Source organism: Bacillus sp. NEB1478, from assembly GCF_031582965.1.
GTDB lineage: Bacteria > Bacillota > Bacilli > Bacillales > Fictibacillaceae > Fictibacillus.
In genome coordinates this window covers 3,477,427-3,501,573 of sequence record NZ_CP134049.1, presented here as the reverse complement: position 1 = coordinate 3,501,573, position 24,147 = coordinate 3,477,427, and the positions used below count along the sequence as shown (strand labels likewise).

The 24,147-nt window shown below is 40.4% G+C and carries 22 protein-coding genes; 15 read left to right on the top strand and 7 right to left on the bottom strand.

The genetic code is table 11. The annotated features are described in order from the left end of the window. Position 1: 1 nt before the first annotated feature. Genes RGB74_RS17780 through RGB74_RS17770 form a run of 3 tightly spaced genes read left to right on the top strand, consistent with a single transcriptional unit; the run spans position 2 to position 2,481 of the window. On the top strand, positions 2–931 hold the full coding sequence (locus RGB74_RS17780) for an ABC transporter ATP-binding protein (protein WP_310760598.1): 930 nt from the start codon (positions 2–4) through the stop codon (positions 929–931). Further along, positions 928–2,025, top strand: a complete 1,098-nt coding sequence (locus RGB74_RS17775) for an ABC transporter permease (RefSeq protein ID WP_310760597.1) — start codon at positions 928–930, stop codon at positions 2,023–2,025. The genes RGB74_RS17780 and RGB74_RS17775 overlap by 4 nt, the downstream gene beginning before the upstream one ends. Positions 2,026–2,058: 33 nt before the next feature. Continuing rightward, positions 2,059–2,481 carry a DUF6526 family protein gene (locus RGB74_RS17770; protein WP_310760596.1) on the top strand — a complete coding sequence of 141 codons (423 nt, stop codon included), beginning with the start codon at positions 2,059–2,061 and terminating at the stop codon, positions 2,479–2,481. A gap of 238 nt (positions 2,482–2,719) precedes the next feature. On the opposite strand, the gene RGB74_RS17765 is transcribed toward RGB74_RS17770, so the two are convergent. Beyond that, positions 2,720–3,187, bottom strand: coding sequence for a GNAT family N-acetyltransferase (locus RGB74_RS17765; RefSeq protein ID WP_310760595.1), 468 nt, complete (start codon positions 3,185–3,187; stop codon positions 2,720–2,722). Positions 3,188–3,424: 237 nt separating this feature from the next. Here RGB74_RS17765 and RGB74_RS17760 point away from each other — a divergent pair, with 237 nt between their 5' ends. The 4 genes from RGB74_RS17760 (at position 3,425) to RGB74_RS17745 (ending at position 6,729) form a co-directional block, all read left to right on the top strand. Continuing rightward, complete coding sequence (locus RGB74_RS17760) at positions 3,425–3,964, top strand: sigma-70 family RNA polymerase sigma factor (RefSeq protein WP_310760594.1); 540 nt, start codon at positions 3,425–3,427, stop codon at positions 3,962–3,964. After that, positions 3,945–5,345: a DUF4179 domain-containing protein gene (locus RGB74_RS17755; protein ID WP_310760593.1), complete on the top strand. Its 1,401-nt coding sequence runs from the start codon at positions 3,945–3,947 to the stop codon at positions 5,343–5,345. Before RGB74_RS17760 ends, RGB74_RS17755 begins: the two co-directional genes overlap by 20 nt. Positions 5,346–5,490: 145 nt before the next feature. Next, entirely contained in the window at positions 5,491–6,258 is a 768-nt protein-coding gene (locus RGB74_RS17750; RefSeq protein ID WP_310760592.1) for a threonine/serine exporter family protein, read from the top strand. A 15-nt stretch (positions 6,259–6,273) separates the two neighbouring features. Further along, positions 6,274–6,729, top strand: coding sequence for a threonine/serine exporter family protein (locus RGB74_RS17745; protein ID WP_310760591.1), 456 nt, complete (start codon positions 6,274–6,276; stop codon positions 6,727–6,729). Between the two features lie 86 nt (positions 6,730–6,815). Here RGB74_RS17745 and RGB74_RS20180 read toward each other — a convergent pair whose 3' ends face one another. Next, positions 6,816–7,079, bottom strand: a complete 264-nt coding sequence (locus RGB74_RS20180; RefSeq protein WP_396135992.1) for a DUF5316 domain-containing protein — start codon at positions 7,077–7,079, stop codon at positions 6,816–6,818. A 380-nt stretch (positions 7,080–7,459) separates the two neighbouring features. Here RGB74_RS20180 and RGB74_RS17740 point away from each other — a divergent pair, with 380 nt between their 5' ends. From RGB74_RS17740 to RGB74_RS17720, 5 genes are all read left to right on the top strand, one after another. Next, positions 7,460–8,950 (top strand): alanine/glycine:cation symporter family protein, encoded by a 1,491-nt coding sequence (locus tag RGB74_RS17740; protein WP_310760590.1) that lies wholly within the window; start codon positions 7,460–7,462, stop codon positions 8,948–8,950. Between the two features lie 416 nt (positions 8,951–9,366). After that, positions 9,367–11,124 carry an ABC transporter ATP-binding protein gene (locus RGB74_RS17735; protein ID WP_310760589.1) on the top strand — a complete coding sequence of 586 codons (1,758 nt, stop codon included), beginning with the start codon at positions 9,367–9,369 and terminating at the stop codon, positions 11,122–11,124. Next, positions 11,090–12,889 carry an ABC transporter ATP-binding protein gene (locus RGB74_RS17730; protein WP_310760588.1) on the top strand — a complete coding sequence of 600 codons (1,800 nt, stop codon included), beginning with the start codon at positions 11,090–11,092 and terminating at the stop codon, positions 12,887–12,889. The genes RGB74_RS17735 and RGB74_RS17730 overlap by 35 nt, the downstream gene beginning before the upstream one ends. A 132-nt stretch (positions 12,890–13,021) precedes the next feature. Continuing rightward, positions 13,022–14,296, top strand: coding sequence for an ATP-binding protein (locus RGB74_RS17725; RefSeq protein WP_310760587.1), 1,275 nt, complete (start codon positions 13,022–13,024; stop codon positions 14,294–14,296). Between the two features lie 46 nt (positions 14,297–14,342). Continuing rightward, a complete protein-coding gene (locus RGB74_RS17720; RefSeq protein WP_310760586.1) occupies positions 14,343–14,501 on the top strand; it encodes a hypothetical protein in 159 nt (52 codons plus the stop codon). 249 nt (positions 14,502–14,750) lie between these two features. On the opposite strand, the gene RGB74_RS17715 is transcribed toward RGB74_RS17720, so the two are convergent. Next, positions 14,751–15,266 (bottom strand): GNAT family N-acetyltransferase, encoded by a 516-nt coding sequence (locus RGB74_RS17715; RefSeq protein ID WP_310760585.1) that lies wholly within the window; start codon positions 15,264–15,266, stop codon positions 14,751–14,753. Positions 15,267–15,475: 209 nt separating this feature from the next. On the opposite strand from RGB74_RS17715, the gene fni reads away from it, so the two are divergent. After that, positions 15,476–16,525, top strand: coding sequence for a type 2 isopentenyl-diphosphate Delta-isomerase (gene fni / locus RGB74_RS17710; protein ID WP_310760584.1), 1,050 nt, complete (start codon positions 15,476–15,478; stop codon positions 16,523–16,525). Positions 16,526–16,564: 39 nt separating this feature from the next. On the opposite strand, the gene putP is transcribed toward fni, so the two are convergent. Continuing rightward, positions 16,565–18,040 carry a sodium/proline symporter PutP gene (putP, locus tag RGB74_RS17705; RefSeq protein ID WP_310760583.1) on the bottom strand — a complete coding sequence of 492 codons (1,476 nt, stop codon included), beginning with the start codon at positions 18,038–18,040 and terminating at the stop codon, positions 16,565–16,567. Between the two features lie 400 nt (positions 18,041–18,440). Here putP and RGB74_RS17700 point away from each other — a divergent pair, with 400 nt between their 5' ends. Next, positions 18,441–20,351, top strand: coding sequence for an ABC-F family ATP-binding cassette domain-containing protein (locus RGB74_RS17700; RefSeq protein ID WP_310760582.1), 1,911 nt, complete (start codon positions 18,441–18,443; stop codon positions 20,349–20,351). 353 nt (positions 20,352–20,704) lie between these two features. Then, positions 20,705–21,685 (top strand): nuclease-related domain-containing protein, encoded by a 981-nt coding sequence (locus tag RGB74_RS17695; protein WP_310760581.1) that lies wholly within the window; start codon positions 20,705–20,707, stop codon positions 21,683–21,685. 36 nt (positions 21,686–21,721) lie between these two features. Here the strand turns inward: RGB74_RS17695 and RGB74_RS17690 are convergent, their stop codons facing one another. The 3 genes from RGB74_RS17690 to RGB74_RS17680 form a co-directional block, all read right to left on the bottom strand. Then, on the bottom strand, positions 21,722–23,278 hold the full coding sequence (locus RGB74_RS17690) for an ABC-F family ATP-binding cassette domain-containing protein (RefSeq protein WP_310760580.1): 1,557 nt from the start codon (positions 23,276–23,278) through the stop codon (positions 21,722–21,724). A gap of 140 nt (positions 23,279–23,418) precedes the next feature. After that, positions 23,419–23,580, bottom strand: a complete 162-nt coding sequence (locus RGB74_RS17685) for a hypothetical protein (protein ID WP_310760579.1) — start codon at positions 23,578–23,580, stop codon at positions 23,419–23,421. 64 nt (positions 23,581–23,644) lie between these two features. Further along, entirely contained in the window at positions 23,645–24,097 is a 453-nt protein-coding gene (locus tag RGB74_RS17680; RefSeq protein ID WP_310760578.1) for a DUF2269 family protein, read from the bottom strand. Between the last annotated feature and the right edge of the window lie 50 nt (positions 24,098–24,147).

Sequence of the window (24,147 nt, the reverse complement as noted above, 5' to 3'; positions counted from 1 at the left end):
AATGGATTCACAGCAAGTAATCATTGATGTACAAAGCATAGTGAAAAGATACGGGGATTTCACTGCTGTTGACGGCAGTGTTTTCCAAGTACATAAGGGAGAAGTTTTCGGCGTTCTCGGTCCGAACGGTGCCGGAAAAACGACGACGCTCGAGATGCTGGTTGGTCTTCGTAAACCCGATGAAGGAACGGCGATCGTTGGCGGTTTTGATATTACGCGTGAGCTCGACAAAGTAAAAGAAGTCATTGGGGTACAGCTGCAATCGACGACTCTTTTTGAATTGCTGACGGTTGAGGAAATTCTTTATTTGTATGGCAGTTTTTATCGCAGTCATGTGGCGATTCCTGAACTAATCGATGACATGCTGTTATCTGAGAAAAAAAACAGCCGCATCAAAGGAATGTCAGGCGGACAAAAGCAGCGGCTAGCAATAGCGCTCGCCCTAGTGCATGACCCTCAGATTATCTTTTTGGATGAACCGACGACAGGGCTGGATCCACAAGCTCGCCGTACGTTGTGGGATATCATCCTCCGCTTAAAAGAGAGAGGGAAAACGGTTGTTCTGACGACTCATTATATGGATGAAGCACATGTGCTATGTGACCGGATTGCGATCATGGATCAAGGGAAGCTGATTGCGCTTGATACACCTAGTGAACTCGTAAAAAATCTGCAGTCGGACAGTGCTGTAGAGTTTCGTTTTGCAGTAGAGGAAGTTGATGTCGATTTAGCCGAAATCGAAGGAGTTAAACAAGTCGGAAGCCAAAAGGATGTCCACGTTCTTTATACGGATGATCTGCAGAAGACACTTACAAGTTTAATAGCTTTAGCTTCTGAAAAAGAGCTGAAGCTAGTAGATTTACAGACACGTACAGCAACGCTTGAGGACGTGTTTATTCACATGACAGGAAGAAGGTTGCGAGAAGGATGAGAGCATACTACCAATTAACTTTAGCACAGCTGCGGATCTTCCTTCGAAACCGGCAAGTATTATTCTGGACACTCGCTTTTCCGATCTTTTTGATGGTTATGCTGGGTTCCTTTTTAGGGAATGGAAATGGTCTGTCATTAACAGTAGCTGTTGTAGATCATGATGGAACTGCCCAATCAAAGGATCTTGTGAGTGAGCTTAAGAAAAATAAAGCCATCTCAATAGAAAAAAATTCTGACGAAAAGAAAGCACTAAGCACGCTGAAAAAAGGTGACACGCAATTAGTCGTTGTTATTCCAAAGGGATATGATCAAAGCGTGAAAGCTGGACCGGGTGGGCAGCCATTGAAACTGCCAGTCTATTACAATGAAACGAATTTAACGATTTCACAGGTCGGTCTGCAGCTCGTAAACAATGCAGTAGATACGATCAGTAAGAAACAAGTAGATTACAAGCCGGTTGTCGTGACAGATTCCAAAGGGGTCGAAACACTGAATTTAAGGTACATTGATTTCCTTGTACCGGGAATCGTCGCGATGATGATCATGAGCAATAACATGAACGGTGTTGCTGGTCAGATTTCAGCTTGGCGTGAACGCGGTATATTAAGAAGAATGCAAGGAACGACGCTAAAAGCATCAACTTTTATTGCTGCGCAGATTACAGCTCGATTCTTGCTCAACGGATTGCAGGCAATGATCGTGCTTGGTGTAGCCTGGCTCGTGTTTGGGGTAGAAGTTCGAGGGTCATGGCTGACACTGATTACCTTTGTGTCACTAGGAACGCTGGCGTTTATGGCGATTGGTTTTATTATCGCAGGTATTGCGAAAACACCTGAAAGTGCCTCGCCAATTGCAGGTTTCTTAAGCTTTCCGATGCTGTTTTTAGGAGGGGTGTTCTTTCCGATTAAGAACATGCCAGATTTTTTACAGCCGATTGTACAGATCTTACCGATTGCTCACTTGAGCCATGCGCTGCGTGAAACGATGAACGTTGGAGCGTCCTTTATGAGTCTCGGTATGGAAGCACTGATTCTAGGCGGCTGGCTCGTTGGGGCATTTATTATCGCAAGCTTTGTTTTTAAATGGGAGTAAGCTAGTAAGTTAATAGGGAAAGAGGAGAAAAAAATGAACGAACAAAATTTTAAAAATCACGCCCGGATGCATCCGATTTATCACTATGTCCTATCACTTTTAGTTGTTGGGGGATTAATATCAAGTATTGTATACCTGGTTAAGACTGATGATAAGTTCTTGGGTGTTTTGCTAGTCGTGATGTCACTTATTTTTGTGGTCATATTTGTATTATTGCGCACGTATCCGCTTAAAGCGCAAGATCGTGCAATTCGTGCAGAAGAAAACCTTCGTTATTATGTGTTAACAGGAAAGCTGCTTAATCCGAAATTAACACCTGGTCAAATCGTAGCACTGCGCTTTGCTCCAGATGAAGAGTTTGTTGCTCTTGCTGATCGAGCGGCATCTGAGAACATGGCTCCGAAAGAAATTAAACAAGCGATTAACAACTGGAAAGCAGATCATTTTAGGATTTAATGTCAGCAAATCCATTCCACATGGTTAATTGAAGACCTGAATGGTGCATAATCGTGCACTTTTCAGGTCTTTTTCATGGAGTCATGGACTGAGCGTAGTAACGCCTTAGATGAAATGACATTAATCCACCGAGTTTTGGCGTTAATCCACCAAGAATTGCCCATAATCCACCGGGTTTAACCAATAATCCACCGGGTTTTCTCCATATACTCCCGAACCGACAAAGATCGACAAAAAGTTATGGTCTCATTTCAACCTGCTTTTCCATAAATATAAAAATCGTTTCTTCTCTATCTAATTTTTTTTCTGAAAAACCCCTATAACCTAGTCTTTCATAAAAGGTGATATTTTTAATACTTTTGCTTCCGGTAAATAATTCATAGCGTACATGCTCAAATTTGCTTTCGATCTCATTCATCAGCTTTTTTCCGATACCTTTATTCTGGTAATCTGGGTGTACCATCAATTTTCCTATGTAACATGTCCCGTCCCTTTCATATGCCTTTACTGAGCCAATAATCATTCCATTATCCATATATTTAAGGATAAAGCTGTTCTCAAAGGCTTTTTCTATTTCTTGAACGGTTTGTTTTAAAGGTTCTATCTCATAATTACCATACAGTTCTGCTTCAGATAAGTAAGCAAGCTTTTGCAGGGAAAGGATTTCTGAGGCATCTGACACTTCAGCTTTTACTATATGCTCCATATCGATTACTCCTCTTTTTTTAAGGCTATTTTCTAAAAGATTGTTGCTTTCAAATCTCATTTTTAATACGAAAACAGCCTTTTTTAAAGTAAACTGCTGTAATTATATTCTTCATGGAAAGAAAATGTACCTTCCATATGGAAATTGTACTTATTGAAACCGAACTAAATAATAAATTCTATTTTTGAAACTTATTCCATGTTGTAAGTGCTCTAATGGTTGAAAGGGGGCAAGGCATTGATTGATACAAAATTAGTTAAACGAGCGATTAAAGGAAACGAAGAAGCATTTGAACAGTTGATTACGTTAGAAAGCGATAAATTGTACAAGACAGCTTATTTATATGTCCGCAATAAGGAAGATGCGCTGGACGTTTTGCAGGAAACGGTTTGTAAAGCTTTTGTCGGCATTCATAAATTAAGAGAACCCCAGTTTTTTAGTACGTGGCTAATTAAGATATTAATCCGGTCTGCTTTTCAGCTTCTTCATAAGAATAAAAAATTGGTTTTAACAGGCGATGCTTTCATCCAGCAGTTGAGCGAAAATAAACAGCATTATACAGGCGAAGATCTGGATTTAACGGAAGCCATTTCTAATTTGAATGAAACGTATCAAACGGTCATTATCTTATTTTATTTCCATGATCTATCCATAAAAGCAATTGCTGAGAGTATGCAAACACCTGAAGGGACAATCAAAACAAACCTGCATAGAGCGAGACAAGAGCTTAAGAAGCTATTGGAAGGAGCGGGCACATATGGACAAAGAACAGTTTAATAAACAATATCATGATGAGCTTCCGAGAGAAGAAATATTCCAGGCTATCCGAAACGGGATGGAAGAAGGAAGACGAATCAAAAGAAAGCGAAAAATGAATTCGGGTTTAAGGCTGTCTGCATGGGCTACAGGAACCGCAGCTTCTGTTGTTCTTGCTTCAGGCTTTATGTTTTCTCCGATTCAAACCGTATTGGCAGACGTCCCGCTGATTGGTTCGCTTTATGAAAAAGTAAATTTTAAAATCGGAAAAGATTTGGCGGCAAGTCATCTTGTGACAGAGATCAATCAAAATGCAACGAGTAACGGAGTAGATGTGACGCTGACGAGTGCTTATTACGATGGTGTGATGATCGGAGTGACCTTTAAAGCTGAGGGGAAGGATTTATCTTTAGAAAAAATGGATAAAGAGAATAGTCCGGAAGCAGGTTATACCCTTGGAGGAGAAGATAGCAAACAGCTTGGCGGTACAATAGGAGATTTGAAAAAGATGGAGGATGGAAGCTATGTCGCGGCAATAGAATTTCAAATGCGCGATCGAGAATTACCGAAAGACTTCACGCTTCCTTTAACATTTACTTCAATGGCAAATAAAAAAGGTGTCTGGAGGTTTGATGTTCCAGTCAGACAGCTGCCGGTCGAAAAAATCATGTCAGACGCAAAAGGTTTTACGAAAGACAGGAAGCACGGCATCTTGATACATTCTGTAACAAAAGGAAAAGCAACAGCACTCTTGGACTTCACGTCCGTTCATCCTCTTGAGGGCAAAGGTGATTCAGTGGATCTAAAAGTGATGGATGATCGAGGAAGAAGAATTAGCGTATCTGGAAGCAGTGTGTTTAAAGTGGAAAAAGCGGAAGGCCATGTTGAGAAAGAAACACGTTACCAAATCGATAAAATTAATAGTGATGCAAAATACTTAATAATCTATCCTGAGGTAAATCAAGGTGAAAAAGATGCGATTGCACCATTAAACAAGACGGTTCCTTTTGAGATGAACAGCCGCCGTTTCGATTATAGAATGGTAGTAGGAAAAGTAGAAAAGAAGAACGAAGAAGTGGTAGTTGATTATCAAATTCAGAATGTGAAAACGAGAAAAGACTTCCTCATGAATTTTGCGGACATGATTACTTTAGTCCGTACAGAAGATGTGGTGGAAGGAGAAGATATGCAGGCACAATATGATGCTCTCAAACGTGATTCTCTCATTCTTGGAAACAAAGGAAAGCTAGTGGATGAGGATACGCTCCGTTTTCAATCCACGTTTAAAATAGACGGAGTGAAGGACTTTAACTTAAATGATTACTCGCTCATGGTTCCATTTGAGATTTTCAGTTTGAATGACGAGATTCCGATCGATCCAATTAAAGTAGAACTAAAATAAATGGGAAGAAGCATCTGCCGAAAATTATGGCAGGTGCTTTTTTCTTCTCTCATTGCCCAACTTGCTTCAATCAGTTAAACTGTAAAAATGTTAAGCTGATGTTTTGGGTAAAATGAATGTAAGAATGGTATTGGAGCGTATGCAGATGGAAACTGAGATTGAAATACAAGAAACCTATGACATAATGGCTGTCTGCTTGCTTGCAGGGAAAATCATGCTGCAAAGCGGCGCGGAAACATACAGAGTCGAGGATACGATGATGCGGATCGCGGCTTCTTTTGGTGCCTATCAATCTCATCCGTATGTGACGCCAACGGGCATACTTTTTTCGGTTGAAGGCGCTGAACCTACGAAAACGAAACTCATTAGGATCGTAGAGCGCACGACTGATCTTGAAAAAGTAGCAAGTGTAAATGGAATATCGCGTAAAATCAGTACGGGTGAATATACGATTGAACAAGCTTACAAACTATTAAAGAAAATCGATCAATCAGAATCACCATATTCGTTATGGGTACATGTATTGGCAGCGGCCATTTCATCGGGGTGTTTTTTGATTATGTTCCAAGGAAGCTGGGGAGACTTTTTTCCGGCGTTCATCACGGGTGGTGCAGGGTTTTTATCGCTGCTTTATTTTCACAGACTCGTGCAGATTAAATTTTTCTCAGAGTTTTCTGCGTCGTTATTGATTGGGCTGCAGGCTTTCTTTTTTGTATATATAGGAATTGGCAGTGAACTCGATAAAATTATCATTGGTTCTGTAATGCCGCTCGTTCCAGGATTGCTCATTACAAACGCCGTCCGTGATTTGATGGCAGGGCATCTGATTTCCGGTCTTGCGAAAGGGGCAGATGCTTTTCTGACGGCTTTTGCGATTGGAGCAGGAATTGCAGTTACGTTTTCATTTTTGTAGAAAGGGGCGTTTTAGATGCCGATTATTGAACAGCTTGTTACGAGTTTTATCGCGTCAGCGGCTTTTGTTATTATTTTTAACGGTCCAAAACGTTCGCTTTTTCATTGTGGACTTGTAGGCATGATCGGATGGATGCTTTATTACCTTTTAGAAAGCAACGGGCTCGATATGGTTCTATCTACCGTTATCGCAGCGTTTGCGATTGCGATTGCTGCTCAATATTTTGCAAAAAAATATAAAACGCCTGTCATCATCTACAGTGTTGCCGGGATTATACCGCTCGTCCCAGGAGGCATCGCGTATAACGCAATGCGTAACTTTGTACAAAATGACTACAATTTAGCAATTAATCTTGCTGCTAAGGCGTTTATGATATCGGGTTCGATCGCGATTGGCCTCGTCTTTTCTGAAGTGATCAATCAGGTGATTCGCCGGTCTAGACTAAAATCGATCGTGGATAAATCCCAATAAAAATAGAGGGGGGACAGACCCGGGTCTGTCCCCCCTTGCTTTATAATAAGAACCCCCACTCATGAACTGAGCGAGGGTTCTTTACTTTATCGAGTGATAAACAAGAGGGTTATGGCTGTGGTTAAGTTTGGAAAGCCGATGATGTAAAGACAGAGAGATTTCCCATTTCTTTTTTTTCGGTCTTCATGTTGCTCAATTATAAAGTTTGTACGGGTTTGATCACCTCTTACAAATACATTTTCCAATAAACCATATATGATTAAAGTGCCGATTCCAATAAAGCCGCAGCTTAATATAGTGATTTGCCATCCTGCGAAATAACCAATGCAGATTCCTAAACAAGATATCAATAATCCTATGAAGAATGATATTTTGATTGAAAAGACCTCCCTCTATAAAAAATTCCGCTCTTTTTTATCTATTCTAATTTTACTAGGTTAATGTAATTTTCTGTATATTAAGTTGTTGGTTGTATGTTACTAAAGATACAAATGTCCACCCTGGAAAGAATTTTCTGTTGTTTTATGACCAGTTTTCCATTAATACTAGAAGAAACCAATTGAAGAAGTTTGTCGCAATTTTCACTATCATCACGTATAACTTGTTATTAAAATGATTATCGACGCAGTAACAAGTTTAAGAGGATAGTATAAGCTCAACTAAAGCTGATGGATATTGCATCAAACCAGCTAAGTTTTCTTTATCATCAATCAAATTCAAGGGGGAAAAGATGGGGACATTTCAAAACAGCTTTGAAGCTTTTGTAGGGGATGCAGTGGCGATTCTTTGGAGTCAGCCGATGATTTACTTATGTATTGGTGTTGGCCTATTATTTTCATTTTTAACACGGTTTTTACAAGTACGCCATTTTAAAGAAATGATTAAACTTATGTTAGAAGGAAAGAGTTCTGACGCTGGCGTTTCATCTTTTCAGGCTTTAGCAATTGCACTGTCAGGACGTGTTGGTACAGGTAATATTGCGGGTACGGCAACGGCTATCGGATTCGGTGGACCAGGGGCTGTCTTCTGGATGTGGATGATTGCGTTTATTGGTGCAGCTACTGCTTTTGTTGAATCGGCACTTGCACAAATTTACAAAGTAAAACAGGAAGGAGAATATCGCGGAGGTCCTGCTTATTACATTGAAAAAGGGATTGGGTGGAAATGGTATGGTGTAATTTTTGCCGTTTCAGCATTATTGGCTATGAGCTTGCTGATGCCCGGGATTCAATCCAATTCAATCGCTCTCGGAATTGACAATGCGTTTAATGTTGATCCCAAAATAACTGGAATTTTTCTTGTCTTGATTCTAGGAGCAATCATTTTTGGCGGTGTTAAACGAATTGCCAATGTGGCTCAATATGTCGTGCCTTTTATGGCGATCGGTTATGTACTCGTATCACTTATTATTGTGGCATTCCATATTCCACAAATACCAGAAGTGTTCGGATTAATTTTCAAAAGCGCCTTTGCAATGGATTCCGCATTTGGGGGTATTATTGGATCGGCAATTATGTGGGGCGTTAAGCGAGGAATTTATTCGAACGAAGCCGGTCAGGGGACAGGGGCTCATCCAGCAGCGGCAGCTGAAGTTTCACACCCAGCAAAGCAGGGATTAGTACAAGCTTTCTCTGTTTACATTGATACATGGCTCGTATGTACAGCAACTGCATTCATGATTCTTTTCACAGGAATGTACAACGTTCAAAATGAAGCCGACAAATCGTTTATCGTTGAAAATATACCAGGTGTTGAAGCTGGTGCGACATTTACACAAAAGGCAATTGAGTCTGTCATCCCTGGTTTTGGTTCTGGATTTGTAGCTGTGTCGTTATTTTTCTTCGCATTTACGACGATTATGGCTTACTACTATATTGCAGAAACAAATATCGCTTACCTTGTGCGGGGCCGAAACAATAAAATTCCGATGTTTCTTCTTAAAATTGTCCTGTTAGCGTCTACTTATTACGGAGCGGTTAAAACAGCCGACCTGGCATGGGCGCTCGGAGATCTCGGTCTTGGAATCATGGTATGGCTGAATTTGATCGCGATCTTGATTCTCGCCAAACCAGCGCTGAAAGTTTTAAAAGATTACGAGGAGCAGAAAAAAGCTGGTCTCGATCCTGTCTTTGATTCCAATAAGCTCGGCATTAAGAATGCTGATTATTGGGAAGGCGGATATGATGCAAGTGATGGTGAAAATGAAGAAAGAGTTTCATAACTATTTTTATCAAAGCTGATCCCATGGTGCTTATTGCATACTGGGTTCGGCTTTTTTTATTTGGGTCGGGTTCAATAGGGTGTGTGTTTGATTTTTGCCGAAATTTGTAGAAAGACTTAATTATTTAAAATGAGACGTAATTCTGACTCAAAAAGACTTAATTTTTTTAAATCAGACTTAATTTTTTCAAATCAGACTTATCGGGCACTAATTAGACTTAATAATCTCATATGAGACTTAATACAGAAAATCAGAAAATCACATATCATTTCCCTCAAATAAAGTCCTTATTCACCGCATCTGACCTAAGATTTTAAGATAAGAAGTCGAAATAGTTAAATATTTTCCTCAAAAAGGATAAAATAGTAGTAGATTGTTAAGTTTGTTAAACAACTTGGGAGTTCGGGGGAAGCTTTATGTGGAAAGTGTTTGCTTATTTAAAAGCATATCGTCTAGCGATTGCTGCCGCGCTTTTTTTAACACTGACTGAATTAGGTGTGGAATTGCTGCAGCCGTTAATTATGGCAAAAATCATTGATCAAGGCATTTTAAAAAGTGATTTAGGAGTGGTGAAATTCTGGGGAGCAGTTATGTTTGGGCTTGCGCTTATAGCGTTTCTAGCCGGAATCACAAACTCATTTTTCTCAGCGCATGTTAGTCAAAACTACGGCTTTGACATAAGGCGGCGGGTTTTCGAAAAAGTACAGTCTTTCTCCTTTGTTAATTTTAATAAGTTTCCGGCATCTTCATTGATTACGAGAATGACGAACGATGTTACCCAACTTCAAAATACGGTATTCATGAGCTTGCGAATCATGCTTAGGGCACCGCTTTTATTAATGGGTAGTGTCATCATGTCACTAATTGTGAACTGGAAACTGGCTATGGTGCTCGTTGTTGCACTTCCGATTTTATTATTCTTTTTGAGCTGGGTAATGAAAAAGGCAGGCATGATGTTTCGTGATGTTCAAGATAAACTCGATGGTGTGAACAGGGTCATGCGCGAAAATTTGATGGGGATGCGCCTAATTAAAGCATTCTTAAGAAGAAGCCATGAATCTGACCGGTTTGAACAAGCGAGTGATGACCTGAAAACACAAACCATATCTTCGCTTCGTTTAATTGAAGTCTCGATTCCGGTTTTGCTTTTTGTTATGAATATCGGGATTCTATTTATTTTGTGGATCGGGACAAAACAAGTTAACTTAGGTTCGATTGCGGTAGGGGAAGTTGTAGCTATCGTCAATTACACATTTCGTATCTCATCAGTTTTAACGATTATTTCATTTATCATTATGGCTTTTTCACGTGCGAAAGCTTCAGCTCAGCGTATCGGGGAGGTTTTGGATACGGAAGTGGATTTGTCTGAATCAGCTGGCACAGATCAAGCGCTTGCCATACAAAAGGGCCTCGTGGAATTTAAGCATGTTTCTTTTCACTACCCAGAGAGCGAAGTGCCTGTTTTGCAAGATGTCTCTTTTGCTGTAAAAGAAGGAGAAACACTGGCGATCATGGGCTCGACAGGCTCAGGGAAAACGTCGCTCGTTCAGCTTATTCCTCGACTGTATGAAGTGAATGAAGGGCAAGTGCTTGTTGACGGACATGATGTGAAGCTTTACCCTATCGAAACTCTTCGAAAAGGCATTGGAGTCGTTCCGCAGGAGGCTGTTCTTTTTACAGGATCAGTCATTGAAAATATTGGCTGGGGTAAAGAAGATGCAACATCGGAGGAAATTGTTGAGGCGGCAAAAGATGCCCAAATTCATGAGACGATCGAAAAGCTGCCAAATAAGTATGAGACGAGAGTCGGTCAGCGCGGGGTGAACCTTTCCGGCGGTCAGAAACAGCGTCTATCCATAGCCCGTGCATTAGTGCGCCGTCCAAAAATATTAATGCTGGATGACAGTACAAGTGCTCTGGATCTGCGTACTGAAGGAAAGCTATTGACCGCATTAAAGAAGTATTCGTGTACGACATTTGTAATCACTCAAAAAATCAGTACAGCGATGGAAGCGAATCGGATCTTGATTTTGGATGACGGTCGTGTGGAAGCATGGGGCACACACGAAGAGCTGCTGAAGACATCGCCGCTATATGTAAAAATGGTGCAGTCACAGTTTGGGGAGGAGGATTTTCAGCATGTCAAAGGGTTCAAACAGACCTCATCCACATAATCATTTGTTCGGTGAGAAGGTGAAACCGAAAAACTGGACGGATACGGTAAAACGTATTGGACGTTATTTTGCGAACGAAAAGATTTTGCTCAGTTTAGTGCTGTTAATGGTCATTGTCAGTTCAGCCCTAAGCTTGCTCGGACCATTTTTGATCGGTAAAGCAATTGACCACTATGTTGTGAAAGGCAATGTGGATGGGTTAACGAAAATGCTGATCGGACTTATATTTGTTTTCATTGGTCAATCTGTTTCGACGTTTCTGCAAAACTATTGGATGATCGGGATTGCTCAGCAAACGGTTTTCAGAATGAGAAAGGATTTGTTCACACAGTTTCACCGGCTGCCGATCAGTTTCTTTGATAAGAGACAGCACGGTGAACTGATGAGCCGTGTAACGAATGACATTGAGAATGTCAGTTCCACACTGAATAGTTCGTTTATCCAAGTGTTTTCGAGTGTTTTGACTCTTCTGGGTACAGTAGGTGTGATGCTGTATTTAAGCCCGATGCTGACACTTATATCTCTATCAATCGTACCGCTCATGTTTTTTGGCCTGAAGTGGATCACGAAAAGGACGGGGGTTCGATTTAAGGAGCAGCAGCGTAACCTTGGCGATATCAACGGATACGTAGAAGAGATTACTTCAGGACAGCGAATCGTAAAATCATTTTCACAGGAAAAGAGAGTCATAGAAGAATTTTTAGTAAAAAATGAGCGTTTACGGGAGTCTGGTTATTGGGCTCAGACATTCTCCGGCTTTATACCGAAGCTCATGAACGTGTTGAATAACGGAAGCTTTGCACTAATTGCCGGAATTGGTGGTGTGCTGGCGCTGAACGGAAAAATTTCGATTGGGGTTATCGTTATTTTTGTGGAGTATTCAAGACAGTTTACAAGACCTTTGAACGATTTGGCGAACCAGTTCAATACGCTATTATCAGCCGTTGCAGGTGCTGAGAGGGTGTTTGAGATTTTAGATGAAGCGCAAGAAGAAAGCGATGAAACGGATGCGATTGATTTGTCGTCTGTAAAAGGAAAAGTAGAGTTCCGCGATGTTTCATTTTCCTATGAAAAAGATGGTACTACAGTTGCTGGTCTGAACTTTTCTGTTAAGGAAGGGGAAACAGTCGCCTTAGTCGGGCCGACTGGGGCTGGGAAGACTACTGTTGTGAACTTGCTTTCTCGTTTTTACGATGCTGATAAGGGACAGATTTTGCTCGATGGCCATGACATTCAAAAAGTAAAAAGAAGCAGTCTTAGAAGTCATATGGCTTTTGTGCTGCAGGATTCCTTTTTGTTTGAAGGAACAATCTTTGAAAATATTAGATATGGCAGACTAGACGCTACAGATGAAGAAGTAATCGAAGCTGCTAAACTTGCGAATGCTCACTCGTTTATTAAAAAGCTTTCAAAAGGCTACAGCACGGTGCTGAGTCAGGAAGGCAGCGGAATAAGTCAGGGGCAGAAGCAGCTGTTGTCGATTGCAAGAGCTATTTTAGCTGACCCTTCATTATTGATTCTGGACGAGGCGACGAGCAGCATCGATACGATTACAGAAATGAAGATTCAAGAGGCGCTTCAAAGATTAATGGAAGGACGTACAAGTTTTGTGATCGCGCATCGATTGAATACAATTCAAAAAGCAGATCAAATTTTGGTTCTTCATGATGGCGGAATTTTAGAAAAAGGAACACATGAGGAGCTTTTGAAGAATAAAGAATTTTACCATTCCCTTTTTCATAGCCAGTTAAAAAAAGACGCTTAATTTGAAAAAAATAATACATTTGTATTAATAAAAACGTTTCTAAAGTAGTATACAGAGGGCGGTTCTTGCAGGAATTTCCCTTTTTTTGTCGTATTCTTAGTTCACAAGCCATTTTTGAACTGGAGATTTGAGATGATAGTAGAAAAACTGCTTTTACATGTTTTGATCGTGCTCGCTCCTGTATTGCTCTATAGCTTTTTTGTCGAAGGCCGCAAAATTGGGAAGTCTCCGTATTTTTTGGGAGTTTTATACGGAACTTCAGCGTCACTTTGCATGTACTTTGCTTATTACGATATCGGGTTATATTGGGACTTGCGGTATGTACCGCTAGTATTGTCCATCTTTTACGGCGGACCTATATCTGGAATCATCACACTTGTATTTCTTTTAATAACTCGGACATTAATGGATACCAATACCCTAGTTTTTGCTTACATCAGTGCTGCCGCAGCATGTTCTATGCCTTTTTTAATGAGAAATTATTTCCTGAATGCTAATCCTCGAAAGAGAATTTATATTTCTATCATGGCAGGTTTTTGGCCTGCGTTCGTACAGTTATTAATACTCCTGTCTTATATGTTTATACAAGGACCCAAAATAGCTGACCATTTAGATCATAGTTTGCTGGTGTACATATCGATTTTTGGCTGTATGCAAATCGGCGGCGTTGTTTTAGCGGCCATACTGAATGAAGCGATTATTGAACGAAACTTAATGAAAGATGAGATACGGCGTTCTGAAAAACAGCATACACTCGGTGAACTAGCTGCTTCTATAGCTCATGAGGTGCGGAATCCGCTAACCGTTGTAAAAGGCTTTTTGCAGCTGATGGAGGGCGAGGATGAGCGTCATAAAAATTATTATCCTCTTATTTTGAGTGAACTTGGCAGGGCTGAGCATATCATTAGTGATTACTTGAATTTTGCAAAGCCGGAGTTTAAGAAATTAGAGACATTCTCTATTGCAGAGCTTGTGGTTGATTTAAGTATTTTGCTCAATCCTTATGCACTGAAGGAAGGCATAACGCTCTTTCATTCAATTGAGTCAGATGCTGAAATGACGACTGACCGCAATCAATTGAAGCAAGCACTGATTAATATTTTGAAAAATGCGATTGAGGCAACTCATAAGGGCGGCCGCGTTTCGATAAAACTGTTTCCGGAAGAGGAGCAGGCAAAGATTGTTGTGAGAGATACGGGTAAAGGTATGTCAAAAGAACAGCTGTCCAATATCGGATCTTTGTTTTTCTCTACGAAAGAACAAGGAACAGGGCTTGGAACGATGGTTTCTATCCGTATCATTGAGTCAATGGGCGGGAAAGTCGAGTACGCGAGCAAGCTGAATAAAGGCACAAAGGTGAGTGTTACATTACCTTTGAATAAGTTGGAAGCTGATGAGCAAGTTTAATAACTCTTCGATATGGGAATACCGTCTGAAGAGGTGATTAATCAGCATGGATAACTTCTTAACAGATATTTTTAAGTTTTTAGGCGGATTTTTCAGCGTTAGTTTACTATTGCTCGTGTTCATCATCATTTTTATTGTTCGCGCAGCTAAAAAGAAAAAACGCATTAATGAAGAAGAAAGCTATTTAGAGAAGGATGACAAATAAACGAGGGCCAGCAAATTGCTGGCTCTTTTTATGTGGCTTTTTTTGGTGTTTTTGTTGATAGGCGAAAAGGTGTGATTAAGTCTGATTCGGGTGTTATTAAGTCTGATCAATGGATAATTAAGTCTCTTTTAAACCTAATTAAGTCTAATTGGACAACAATTAAGTTTTTTGACAAAATTCGTTATAAATCGACAAACAGGAAATAAAAAAGAAACTTCAAATTCATGAAGTCTCCAGTCTACAGTGTGTTCAATTATAATTCTGTAAGAACAAAACCATATGTTCTTCATCATAATATTTATCATTTACTTTGAGCGCCGCTTTTTCATATCCATAAGCTTTGAAACCGAGGGAAGCGTAGAGTTTCTTTGCACTTTCATTGCTGGAAACTACAGTTAAGTTTAGTTTCATAATCTCAGAATTTTGTTTTGCGTGATTGATCGCTTCTGTTAAAATAGCTTTTCCGACACTTTTACCACGATTGCCAGGAGTGACATACATCGCTAATATATAGGCTTTGTGAGCCATTTTCATGACTTTCTCTTGAAGTAAAGTGACGACACCGATCAGTTTGCCGTTGTGGAAAGCACCAAAGGTGAAGTCCCCGTTACCTTGGAGTCTGCTTGCAACTTGTTCGATCGGGTTTTCTCTTTTTAAAGCTTCTTCATAACTAGTCGCAAAAGCTTCAGGGTTTTGTTGCAAAGCTTCTAATCGGAGCTCCCAATAACTCTCTGCATCTGAAGGATTGAGCAGTCTTATTTCCATACAAAAACCCCCACTAATTGTTTTATTTGACAGTTTATCATAGAACGAAGATGTGTAGCTATCAGTAATTTTTGAGGGATTAGAAATACTAAAAGGAAAAGCATCGATTTAGGTGTGTGAAAATGAGAAAACCCTTCGGGTGTTTTCTCGATTTGACGAAGGGAAATAAATTGTAAGGGGTCAGTCCCCCTATCATTGGAGGTGATGAGTTGGGTGATGAGCGTGATTATACAGAAAAGCGGAAGTCGGAGCATATTGAGATCAGTCTGACTCAGGATGTTGAAGGAAAGGGCATTACAACCGGACTTGATCAATATCGGTTCATTCCTAACCCTTTGCCTGAAATTGCTTTTAGCAATATATCGATAGCATCAACATTTTTAAATAGAAACGTTAGAACGCCTTTCTTGATCAGTTCCATGACAGGTGGGACAAAGCTCGCGCATCAAATTAATCAGAATTTGGCTGAAGCGGCTCAAGAAAGAGGCTGGGCAATTGGTCTTGGTTCTATGAGGGCTGCGGTTGAAAAAGAAGAGCTGGCGTACACGTTTCAAATTAGGCACTTGGCACCTGACGTACCTGTGATTGCGAATGTAGGAGCAGTACAGCTGAATTATGGTTTTGGTGCAGAAGAATGCAAAAGGGCTGTTGATCTTGCAGAAGCGGATGCCATTGTACTTCATTTGAATACATTACAAGAAGTTTTTCAGCCTGAAGGCAATACGGATTTTTCTCATCTTCTTTCAAAGATTGAAAAACTCACAAAAGAAATCCCGCATGTTCCAATCGGAGTTAAAGAGGTGGGTATGGGAATAGACAATGAAACATCCGACAAACTAATAGCTGCAGGTGTGCAATTTATCGATGTGGCAGGTGCTGGGGGTACATCCTGGATACAAGTTGAAAGTCATCGCGCAAACTCTAAGATCAAAAAGGAAGCGGCAGAAGCATTCTTGGATTGGGGACTGCCGACTGCTGACTGTATTATCGGTATTCGTGAAACGAACCGTAAAATTCCGCTTATCGCGAGTGGCGGGTTAAAAAATGGTGTAGAAGCTGCAAAATCAATCGCATTAGGCGCGAATCTAGCGGGCTTTGGCCGTACCCTATTACAATCGGCGATCGAGGAAGGAACTCATGCATTGCTTTTACAAATGGAACGGATAGAGTTTGAACTTAGGGCAGCGATGTTTGGTATTGGAGCAGCAACAATCCGAGATCTTGCCTATAATAACCGGTTCCTTAAAAAAACAAAATAAAAAGCGTTCCTGAAATCAGGAACGCTTTTTTTAACCATTTTATGAGTTTTCTTTTAAAGTATCTTCCATGTCTTCGAATTGATCTTGTACTTTTGTAGAAGGATCTTTTGTTATGAAGCTTACAACTATGATCGCAATTAAACTAAAGAAGAAACCTGGAATCATTTCGTAAACTTGTTCTTTCAAGTCAGGGAACTGGACCCAAGCTAATACCGTAACGGCACCTACAATGATACCAGCTAACGCGCCCCATTTTGTCATGCGTTTCCAGAAAAGACTCAGCAAGATAAGAGGCCCGAATGCTGAACCAAATCCTGCCCAAGCATAACCTACAAGACTAAGAATCGTATCATTAGGGTTTAGCGATAGTAATGTTGCAACAACCGCAACAGTTAGTACTGATATTCTCCCAATAAGAACGAGTTCCTTTTGTGTAGCGTCTTTTTTCAAGAACTGCTTATAAAAATCTTCCGTAACAGATGAAGAAGTTACGAGCAGCTGCGAAGAAATTGTACTCATGATGGCTGCTAAAATCGCGGCAAGCAAGAACCCTGTAATCAATGGATGGAACAGCAAGTTAGCAAACTCGATAAACACCGTTTCAGGGTCAGCAAGTTTTCGACCAGCTTTCGCGAACCATGCTACACCAATTAAACCAGTTAATGATGCACCGATAAGCGAGATAATCATCCAGCTCATACCGATTCTTCTAGCTGTTTTGATATCTTTTACAGATGTGATGGCCATAAAACGAACAATAATGTGCGGCTGGCCAAAGTAACCTAATCCCCAAGCTAGTAACGATAAAAGTCCGAGTAATGTTAATCCTTTTGTTGGATCAAGCAATGATGGATCTACTCCGCGCACTGTATCTAATACCGTTTGTGTGTCGCCAACATCTGTAAATGCCACGATAGGTACTAGAACAAGAGCAATGAACATAATACAACCTTGCACAAAGTCAGTCCAGCTTACTGCAAGGAATCCCCCAAATAGCGTGTAGGCAACAACTACGGCACCAGTTAAAATCATACCTGTCATGTAGTCTAAGCCGAACGCACTTTCAAATAGCTTTCCTCCAGATACTAGACCAGCGGAGGAATAAAGCGTAAAGAAAATAATAATAACAAGTCCTGAAACAATACGTAAAATTTTCTTTGTATCGTTAAAACGATTTTCTAGATAATCCGGAATCGTAATTGAATCATCCGCAACTTCCGTATAGGTACGAAGCCGAGGTGCAACAAGAATGTAATTCAGAAATGCACCGATCGTCAAACCGACAGAAATCCAAATACTGCTTACGCCATCTGTAAACATCGCACCTGGTATCCCCATCATCATCCATCCGCTCATATCGGATGCGCCAGCAGATAATGCTGTAACAGCGGGACCCAGTCCTCTTCCTCCGAGCATATAATCGGATAGATCCGATGTTTTCTTATATGCCCAGTAACCGATATAAAGCATACCGGCCATGTAAATAACTAAAGAAATGATTACTCCTATTTGCATGTAAAAAAATCTCTCCTTTTCTAATTTCATGAAGTGACTCATGTTAGTTTGCTCAGCAACTAACATCATTATGAGACGTATTGCTGGTTGTACTAGCTAGATTGGAGTTTTTAAAAGACTTGCGAGGAGTGAAAAAACTTGAAGTTATTGCGCAGACAAAAATGCGCTTGAATTAGTTCCGGATGGGGGTCCGGTTAACTACAAGATACAAGCCAAAACCGACATATAACGAAAATAGTGGCATTCGTTTAGACTCCAAACAATTGCCCACTCCTTTTCGGACATGTTGTACACTATAACAAAGATTGAGACAAAACCCAAATCATATGGTAAAGATGCTAATCTATCGGGCTTAAGATACAATAGGGATATGACTTTTATTACGGTAAGGATGATTACTTTGAGTATTTTACAAGCTGAAAATTTATATAAAACGTATGGCGAAAAAACACTGTTTGATGAGATTTCTTTTACGATTGGAGAAAAACAAAGAATCGGTTTGATCGGACCTAACGGAACAGGGAAATCGTCGCTTCTAAAAGCAATCGCAGGCTTTGAACCGGCTGAAAAAGGAACGATTTCGCACGCGAACCAGTTTCATATTGAATATGTGGCGCAAGAGCCTGTGCTGGATGAAGAGCTGTCTGTTCTGGAGCAAATCTATTATGGTGATTCTCTTATCATGAGGACGATGAGAGATTATGAGCAAGCATTGCTTGATTTAGAAGCTGATTCTGCTAACGAGAAAAAACTGCAGCGATTAATGAACTGTCAGCAAAAAATGGATGAGACAGAAGCATGGGAAGCGAATACAGTGGCGAAAACAGTTTTGACTAAGCTCGGATTGCGCGATTTTTCTCGTCAAGTGAAGCATTTAAGCGGTGGCCAGAAAAAACGAGTGGCAATTGCGAAAGCACTCATTCAACCAGCAGATTTGCTCATTTTGGATGAGCCTACGAATCATTTGGATAATGATACTGTCGAATGGCTGGAAGCCTTTCTTGCTGGCTATAAAGGTTCCCTTTTAATGGTTACCCATGATCGATATTTCTTGAACCGCGTGACCAATCATATTTTTGAAATGGACGCCGGTAAGCTATATGTCTATGAAGGGAACTATGAAACGTATTTAGAAAAAAAGGCCGAGCGTGAAGAGCTGGCTATGCAAACTGAAGACAAACGTCAAAACACGCTGCGAAGGGAATTAGCCTGGCTGCGACGTGGTGCAAAAGCACGTACCACAAAACAAAAAGCGCGGATTCAGCGAGTAGAAAAATTACAGGATGAAACTGGTCCAGCTGCAAAAGGAAGCGTTGAGTTTGCGATTGGTTCACAGCGTCTTGGTAAAAAAGTAATCGAGGTGGAAGGACTGTCGAAGAGCCTTGATGGAAAGCTGCTTCTCGGTGGATTGGATTACTTGATCGTTCCTGGTGAAAGGCTTGGGATTATCGGTCCGAACGGCAGCGGAAAAACGACCCTATTAAATATGCTGGCTGGAAGAGTGAAGCCTGATTCGGGTTCGATTGAAATTGGTGAAACAGTCAAGATCGGCTACTACACACAAGATCATGAGGAACTGGACGGCAATCTTCGTATGATCGATTATGTTAAAGAAACCGCTCAAGTAATCAGTACAGTTGATGGGCAAAGCATTACTGCGGAGCAGATGCTCGAAAGATTTCTATTCCCGCGCTATATGCAATATACGTATATTCGCAAATTGTCTGGCGGAGAAAAGCGCCGTTTGTATTTACTGAAAGTGCTGATGGAAGAGCCAAACGTGCTGTTTCTGGATGAGCCGACGAATGATTTGGACATTCAGACCCTCAGTATTTTGGAAGAATATCTAGAACACTTCCCTGGCGTTGTTTTGACAGTTTCGCATGATCGGTACTTTTTGGATCGCGTGGTCGATCATTTGCTTGCCTTTGAGGGAGAAGGGAAAGTTGTTCGTTTTCAAGGCAGCTATTCCGACTATATGGATGAGAAAAAAGAGCGGGATGAACTGACTGCGGCTGCTGAAAAAAAGGAAGAACAGGAAGCAGCCGATTCTGCCGCGGCTTCACCGCGTAAAGAAAAGCGGAAAAAGCTATCTTATAAAGAGCAGCAAGAATGGGAAACGATTGAAGAACGCATCATGAAGCTGGAAGAAAAGAAAGAACAGCTTGAAGCAGAAATCGCTGCTGCAGGCAGTGATTTTGGACGGATCAGCGAACTGTTTGCTGAACAAAAGAAGATAGAAGGCGAGCTCGAATCAGCGATGGAACGCTGGGAAGAGCTGTCGCTGCTCGTCGAAGAACTGAATAACTAGAATGGATAGGAGCCCCCTGCAGAAGCAGGGGGTTTTTGTGAATTTGCTATGGGGACAGACCCCATACAAATACAAAACCGCTTTTTGTATTTGTCGGGTGGACATTCAGAATTAGAAAAATGTCGTTTTTTAGCAAAAATTGTAGATAGACGCAATTTAAGGAGTGAGAGACTCAATTAAGAGCATATAAGGCTCAATCCTCAACCCAAAAGACTCAATTTCTTTAATTTAGACTCAATAATAAAATTTAAACTCAATAATAACCTTTCTACCAAAATTTTCTTTTCTTTCTCAAAGGAAAATAGCTCTTTTTAGAGAACTTTTGTAATAACTCATTAGGAAGAGGTGGTTTCTTGATAAAAAAACAACGAACAAAGTCTCTTAAATTGCTAAAACTTGAAGTAATTTTAAACCGATTACTGCTGAATCACCCGAGTATGCATGATATACGAAATGAATACTCTAAATCTCATACTGGCCATATTGGAGAAGAGTCACTAGATTTTCATTTATCCGAATTACAACATGATGTATTTGATATTCTGCATGATCTTCGCTTACTGAGAGTTTCTAGTAAAAAATATTATTTTCAAATCGATTGTTTGCTTGTTCACCCTCAATTTTGTTTGCTGCTGGAAGTAAAGAATATGATTGGTGATCTTTATTTCGATCATCAGTTTGATCAGATGATTAGAACAAGAAATGGTGTGAAAGAAACATTTTCCGATCCTGTAATTCAGGTTGAATTACAGAAAGAATATTTTGCAAAATGGCTCATACAAAACAAATTTTCAAAGATCCCTCTTTACACCCTCGTTGTGATTACAAATCCCAGGTCTCATATTTCATTATCACCGCTTTATGAAAAAGCAAAAGCTGAAAAAATTGTCAGAGGAAGAGTTTTAGCCTCTAAAATAAGGGAGTTCATCAACACACCCTCAGATATAATTTTAGAAAAAAAAGACATGAATCGGCTTTCTGCAAAACTGTTCAAACAACATGAACCTAATAATAGTGATTTGCTGAGCATTTACAACATTCATCCAGATGACATTCAGACAGGTGTTATTTGTCCTTATTGTGGAAATCTACCAATGATTCGCACTTATGGAAACTGGTTTTGCAGCTCTTGTCAAAAACGATCCAAAACTGCGCACATTCAAGCTATACAAGATTACTCCCTTTTATTTGATAAAAACGTTAAAAATAAAGCATTAAGAAAATTCCTGCACATATCTTCTAGAAACTCGATGAAAAAGCTCCTATTTTCGATGGGAATTCTCCCTGGAGGCAACACCAATTCCGCCACTTACAAGCTTCCGCTGCCAAAATAAAAAACCCCCACTTTTAAAAGTGAAGGTTCAAGTTTATTAAAATACTTTTGTTGTCCATTTTTCGCAATTCCAAACTTCATTGGCAACTTCTTGATAGAATTCAGGTTCATGGGAGATCAATAGAACGCTGCCTTTGAAAGCTCTCAATGCGCGCTTCAATTCTTCTTTCGCCTCAACGTCTAAGTGGTTTGTCGGCTCATCGAGTACGAGTACGTTATTTTCGTGGTTGATCAGTTTACATAAACGGACTTTCGCTTTTTCGCCACCGCTCAATACTTCCACTTTGCTCTCGATATGTTTTGTCGTCAATCCGCATTTTGCAAGTGCCGCACGCACTTCATGATGAGAGAAGCCGGGAAACTCGCTCCAGATCTCTTCGATACATGTGTTGTGGTTCGCCTTCTTAATTTCCTGCTCGAAATAACCGATTTCCAGGTTTTCACCGCGGTCAACTGTACCTGAGACAGGATTGATCTCACCTAGAAGACTGCGCAGCAATGTTGTTTTACCAATACCGTTCGCACCGACTAAAGCGATTTTTTGTCCGCGTTCCATACGCAAGTTAAGCGGGCGTGACAATGGCTCATCATATCCGATGATAAGGTCCTTCGTTTCAAAAATCAGCTTGCTTGGTGTGCGTGCTTCTTTGAAATTGAATTCCGGCTTCGGCTTTTCACGAGCCAGTTCAATAACGTCCATTTTATCGAGTTTTTTCTGGCGGGACATCGCCATGTTTCGTGTGGAAACACGAGCTTTGTTACGCGCAACGAAATCTTTTAGACCGGCAATTTCCTGCTGCTGGCGTTTATAAGCTGATTCCAGCTGGGACTTTTTCATCTCATGAACCGATTTGAAGTGATCATAGTCACCTACATAACGATTCAATTCCTGATTCTCCATGTGATAGATCAAATTGATAACACTGTTTAGGAATGGAATATCATGCGAGATCAAAATAAAAGCATTTTCGTATTCCTGCAAGTAGCGCTTCAGCCATTCGATGTGCTGTTCGTCCAGGTAGTTTGTCGGCTCATCCAGCAAAAGAATTTCTGGTTTTTCCAGTAGTAGTTTTGCTAATAAGACTTTTGTACGCTGGCCGCCGCTCAAGTCATGAACGTCACGATCCAGTCCGATGTCTTCAAGACCTAAACCACGGGCGATTTCTTCAACTTTAGCATCAATTACGTAAAAATCGTTATTCGTTAACGTATCCTGAAGTACCCCAACATCTTCAAGAAGTTTTTCAAGTTCTTCAGGAGTGGCTTCTCCCATTTTTTCGTACATGCTGTTCATTTCATTTTCCATGTCGAGCAAATATTGAAAAGCACTTTTTAGTACGTCGCGGATTGTCATCCCTTTTTCTAAAACGGTGTGCTGATCGAGATAGCCGACACGCACTTTCTTCGCCCATTCGACTTTTCCTTCATCAGGCTTAAGCTTGCCTGTGATAATGTTCATGAAGGTTGATTTTCCTTCACCATTTGCACCGATTAAACCGATATGTTCACCTTTTAAAAGACGGAATGAAACATTGTTAAAAATTGCCCGGTCGCCAAAACCGTGACTCAAATCTTTTACAGTTAAAATACTCATCTATATAACACCTTTTCTGTCAGTAATGTGTTCCCTCTAAGATTATAGTATTGAATGGGGAAGGAACTCAATAGGCGGATGTATAATCCTATTCAAGAAAAAGCACCCATGGTCTATTTTACCAAGAGTGCTCGAGTAAATTATTCTGTTTCTTCTGTGCGATTTTTAAAAGCTTCCTTTGTTTCCAGCGAAGTGGAGTCAGTTTCATCACTCGCTTGCACGAGTCTGTTTTGCAGCGTGTTATCTGGAAATCTGCCCGGATGGCCTTTTTTCTTATGTTCAAAATCTTTACCACGTGACATGTTTGTTCACTCCTATTTCTTGATACACCGTATTGTGTCCAAGTGGTGTTGTGATTATGTTAGATTAAAACGGTTTAACAACCATTAATATAATTATTACGACGGCCAAACTGTGTAAAAGATAGATGTAAGGGTCTGTCTGCTTATCAATCATTCTGTAATCATCCGGCAAGTCATCGCCATCGTGACCAACGAGGATCTCACTCATCTGCTTTTGCTTTTTCGGGATGATTCCAATAACGAGAACTTGTGCCACAACGTATATGACAAGTGAGGTTATATACCAAACCTCAGTAAATAATGCGGTGTTCATATATCCTAAAATAAGTCCTGTAAAAAGTAAGGCTAGGCTTCCGATTTTCGGAAGTGTTTCAATTTTTGCGTTTAGATCAAGTGCGAATTGAGCCTGGCTTTTTGTTTTTGCAAACTTAGTAACAACAGGCATCGCAAAGCTCGCACCAAGTCCTATAATAGCTGCGATCACATGAATTAAAACAACAGTGCCGTAAAGTGTCATTAAATTTCCCCCTTTAAAAGAATAATTTCAAATATCCCTCTCACTTTATT

Bases quoted from the DNA above. Each gene is read 5' to 3' on its own strand.
- RGB74_RS17780 (WP_310760598.1), top strand. From the start codon at position 2: ATGGATTCACAGCAAGTAATCATTGATGTACAAAGCATAGTGAAAAGA.
- RGB74_RS17775 (WP_310760597.1), top strand. From the start codon at position 928: ATGAGAGCATACTACCAATTAACTTTAGCACAGCTGCGGATCTTCCTT.
- RGB74_RS17770 (WP_310760596.1), top strand. From the start codon at position 2,059: ATGAACGAACAAAATTTTAAAAATCACGCCCGGATGCATCCGATTTAT.
- RGB74_RS17765 (WP_310760595.1), bottom strand. From the start codon at position 3,187: ATGGAGCATATAGTAAAAGCTGAAGTGTCAGATGCCTCAGAAATCCTT.
- RGB74_RS17755 (WP_310760593.1), top strand. From the start codon at position 3,945: ATGGACAAAGAACAGTTTAATAAACAATATCATGATGAGCTTCCGAGA.
- RGB74_RS17750 (WP_310760592.1), top strand. From the start codon at position 5,491: ATGGAAACTGAGATTGAAATACAAGAAACCTATGACATAATGGCTGTC.
- RGB74_RS17745 (WP_310760591.1), top strand. From the start codon at position 6,274: ATGCCGATTATTGAACAGCTTGTTACGAGTTTTATCGCGTCAGCGGCT.
- RGB74_RS17740 (WP_310760590.1), top strand. From the start codon at position 7,460: ATGGGGACATTTCAAAACAGCTTTGAAGCTTTTGTAGGGGATGCAGTG.
- RGB74_RS17735 (WP_310760589.1), top strand. From the start codon at position 9,367: ATGTGGAAAGTGTTTGCTTATTTAAAAGCATATCGTCTAGCGATTGCT.
- RGB74_RS17730 (WP_310760588.1), top strand. From the start codon at position 11,090: ATGTCAAAGGGTTCAAACAGACCTCATCCACATAATCATTTGTTCGGT.
- RGB74_RS17725 (WP_310760587.1), top strand. From the start codon at position 13,022: ATGATAGTAGAAAAACTGCTTTTACATGTTTTGATCGTGCTCGCTCCT.
- RGB74_RS17720 (WP_310760586.1), top strand. From the start codon at position 14,343: ATGGATAACTTCTTAACAGATATTTTTAAGTTTTTAGGCGGATTTTTC.
- RGB74_RS17715 (WP_310760585.1), bottom strand. From the start codon at position 15,266: ATGGAAATAAGACTGCTCAATCCTTCAGATGCAGAGAGTTATTGGGAG.
- putP (WP_310760583.1), bottom strand. From the start codon at position 18,040: ATGCAAATAGGAGTAATCATTTCTTTAGTTATTTACATGGCCGGTATG.
- RGB74_RS17690 (WP_310760580.1), bottom strand. From the start codon at position 23,278: ATGAGTATTTTAACTGTAAAAGATTTGAGTCACGGTTTTGGCGACCGG.
- RGB74_RS17685 (WP_310760579.1), bottom strand. From the start codon at position 23,580: ATGTCACGTGGTAAAGATTTTGAACATAAGAAAAAAGGCCATCCGGGC.
- RGB74_RS17680 (WP_310760578.1), bottom strand. From the start codon at position 24,097: ATGACACTTTACGGCACTGTTGTTTTAATTCATGTGATCGCAGCTATT.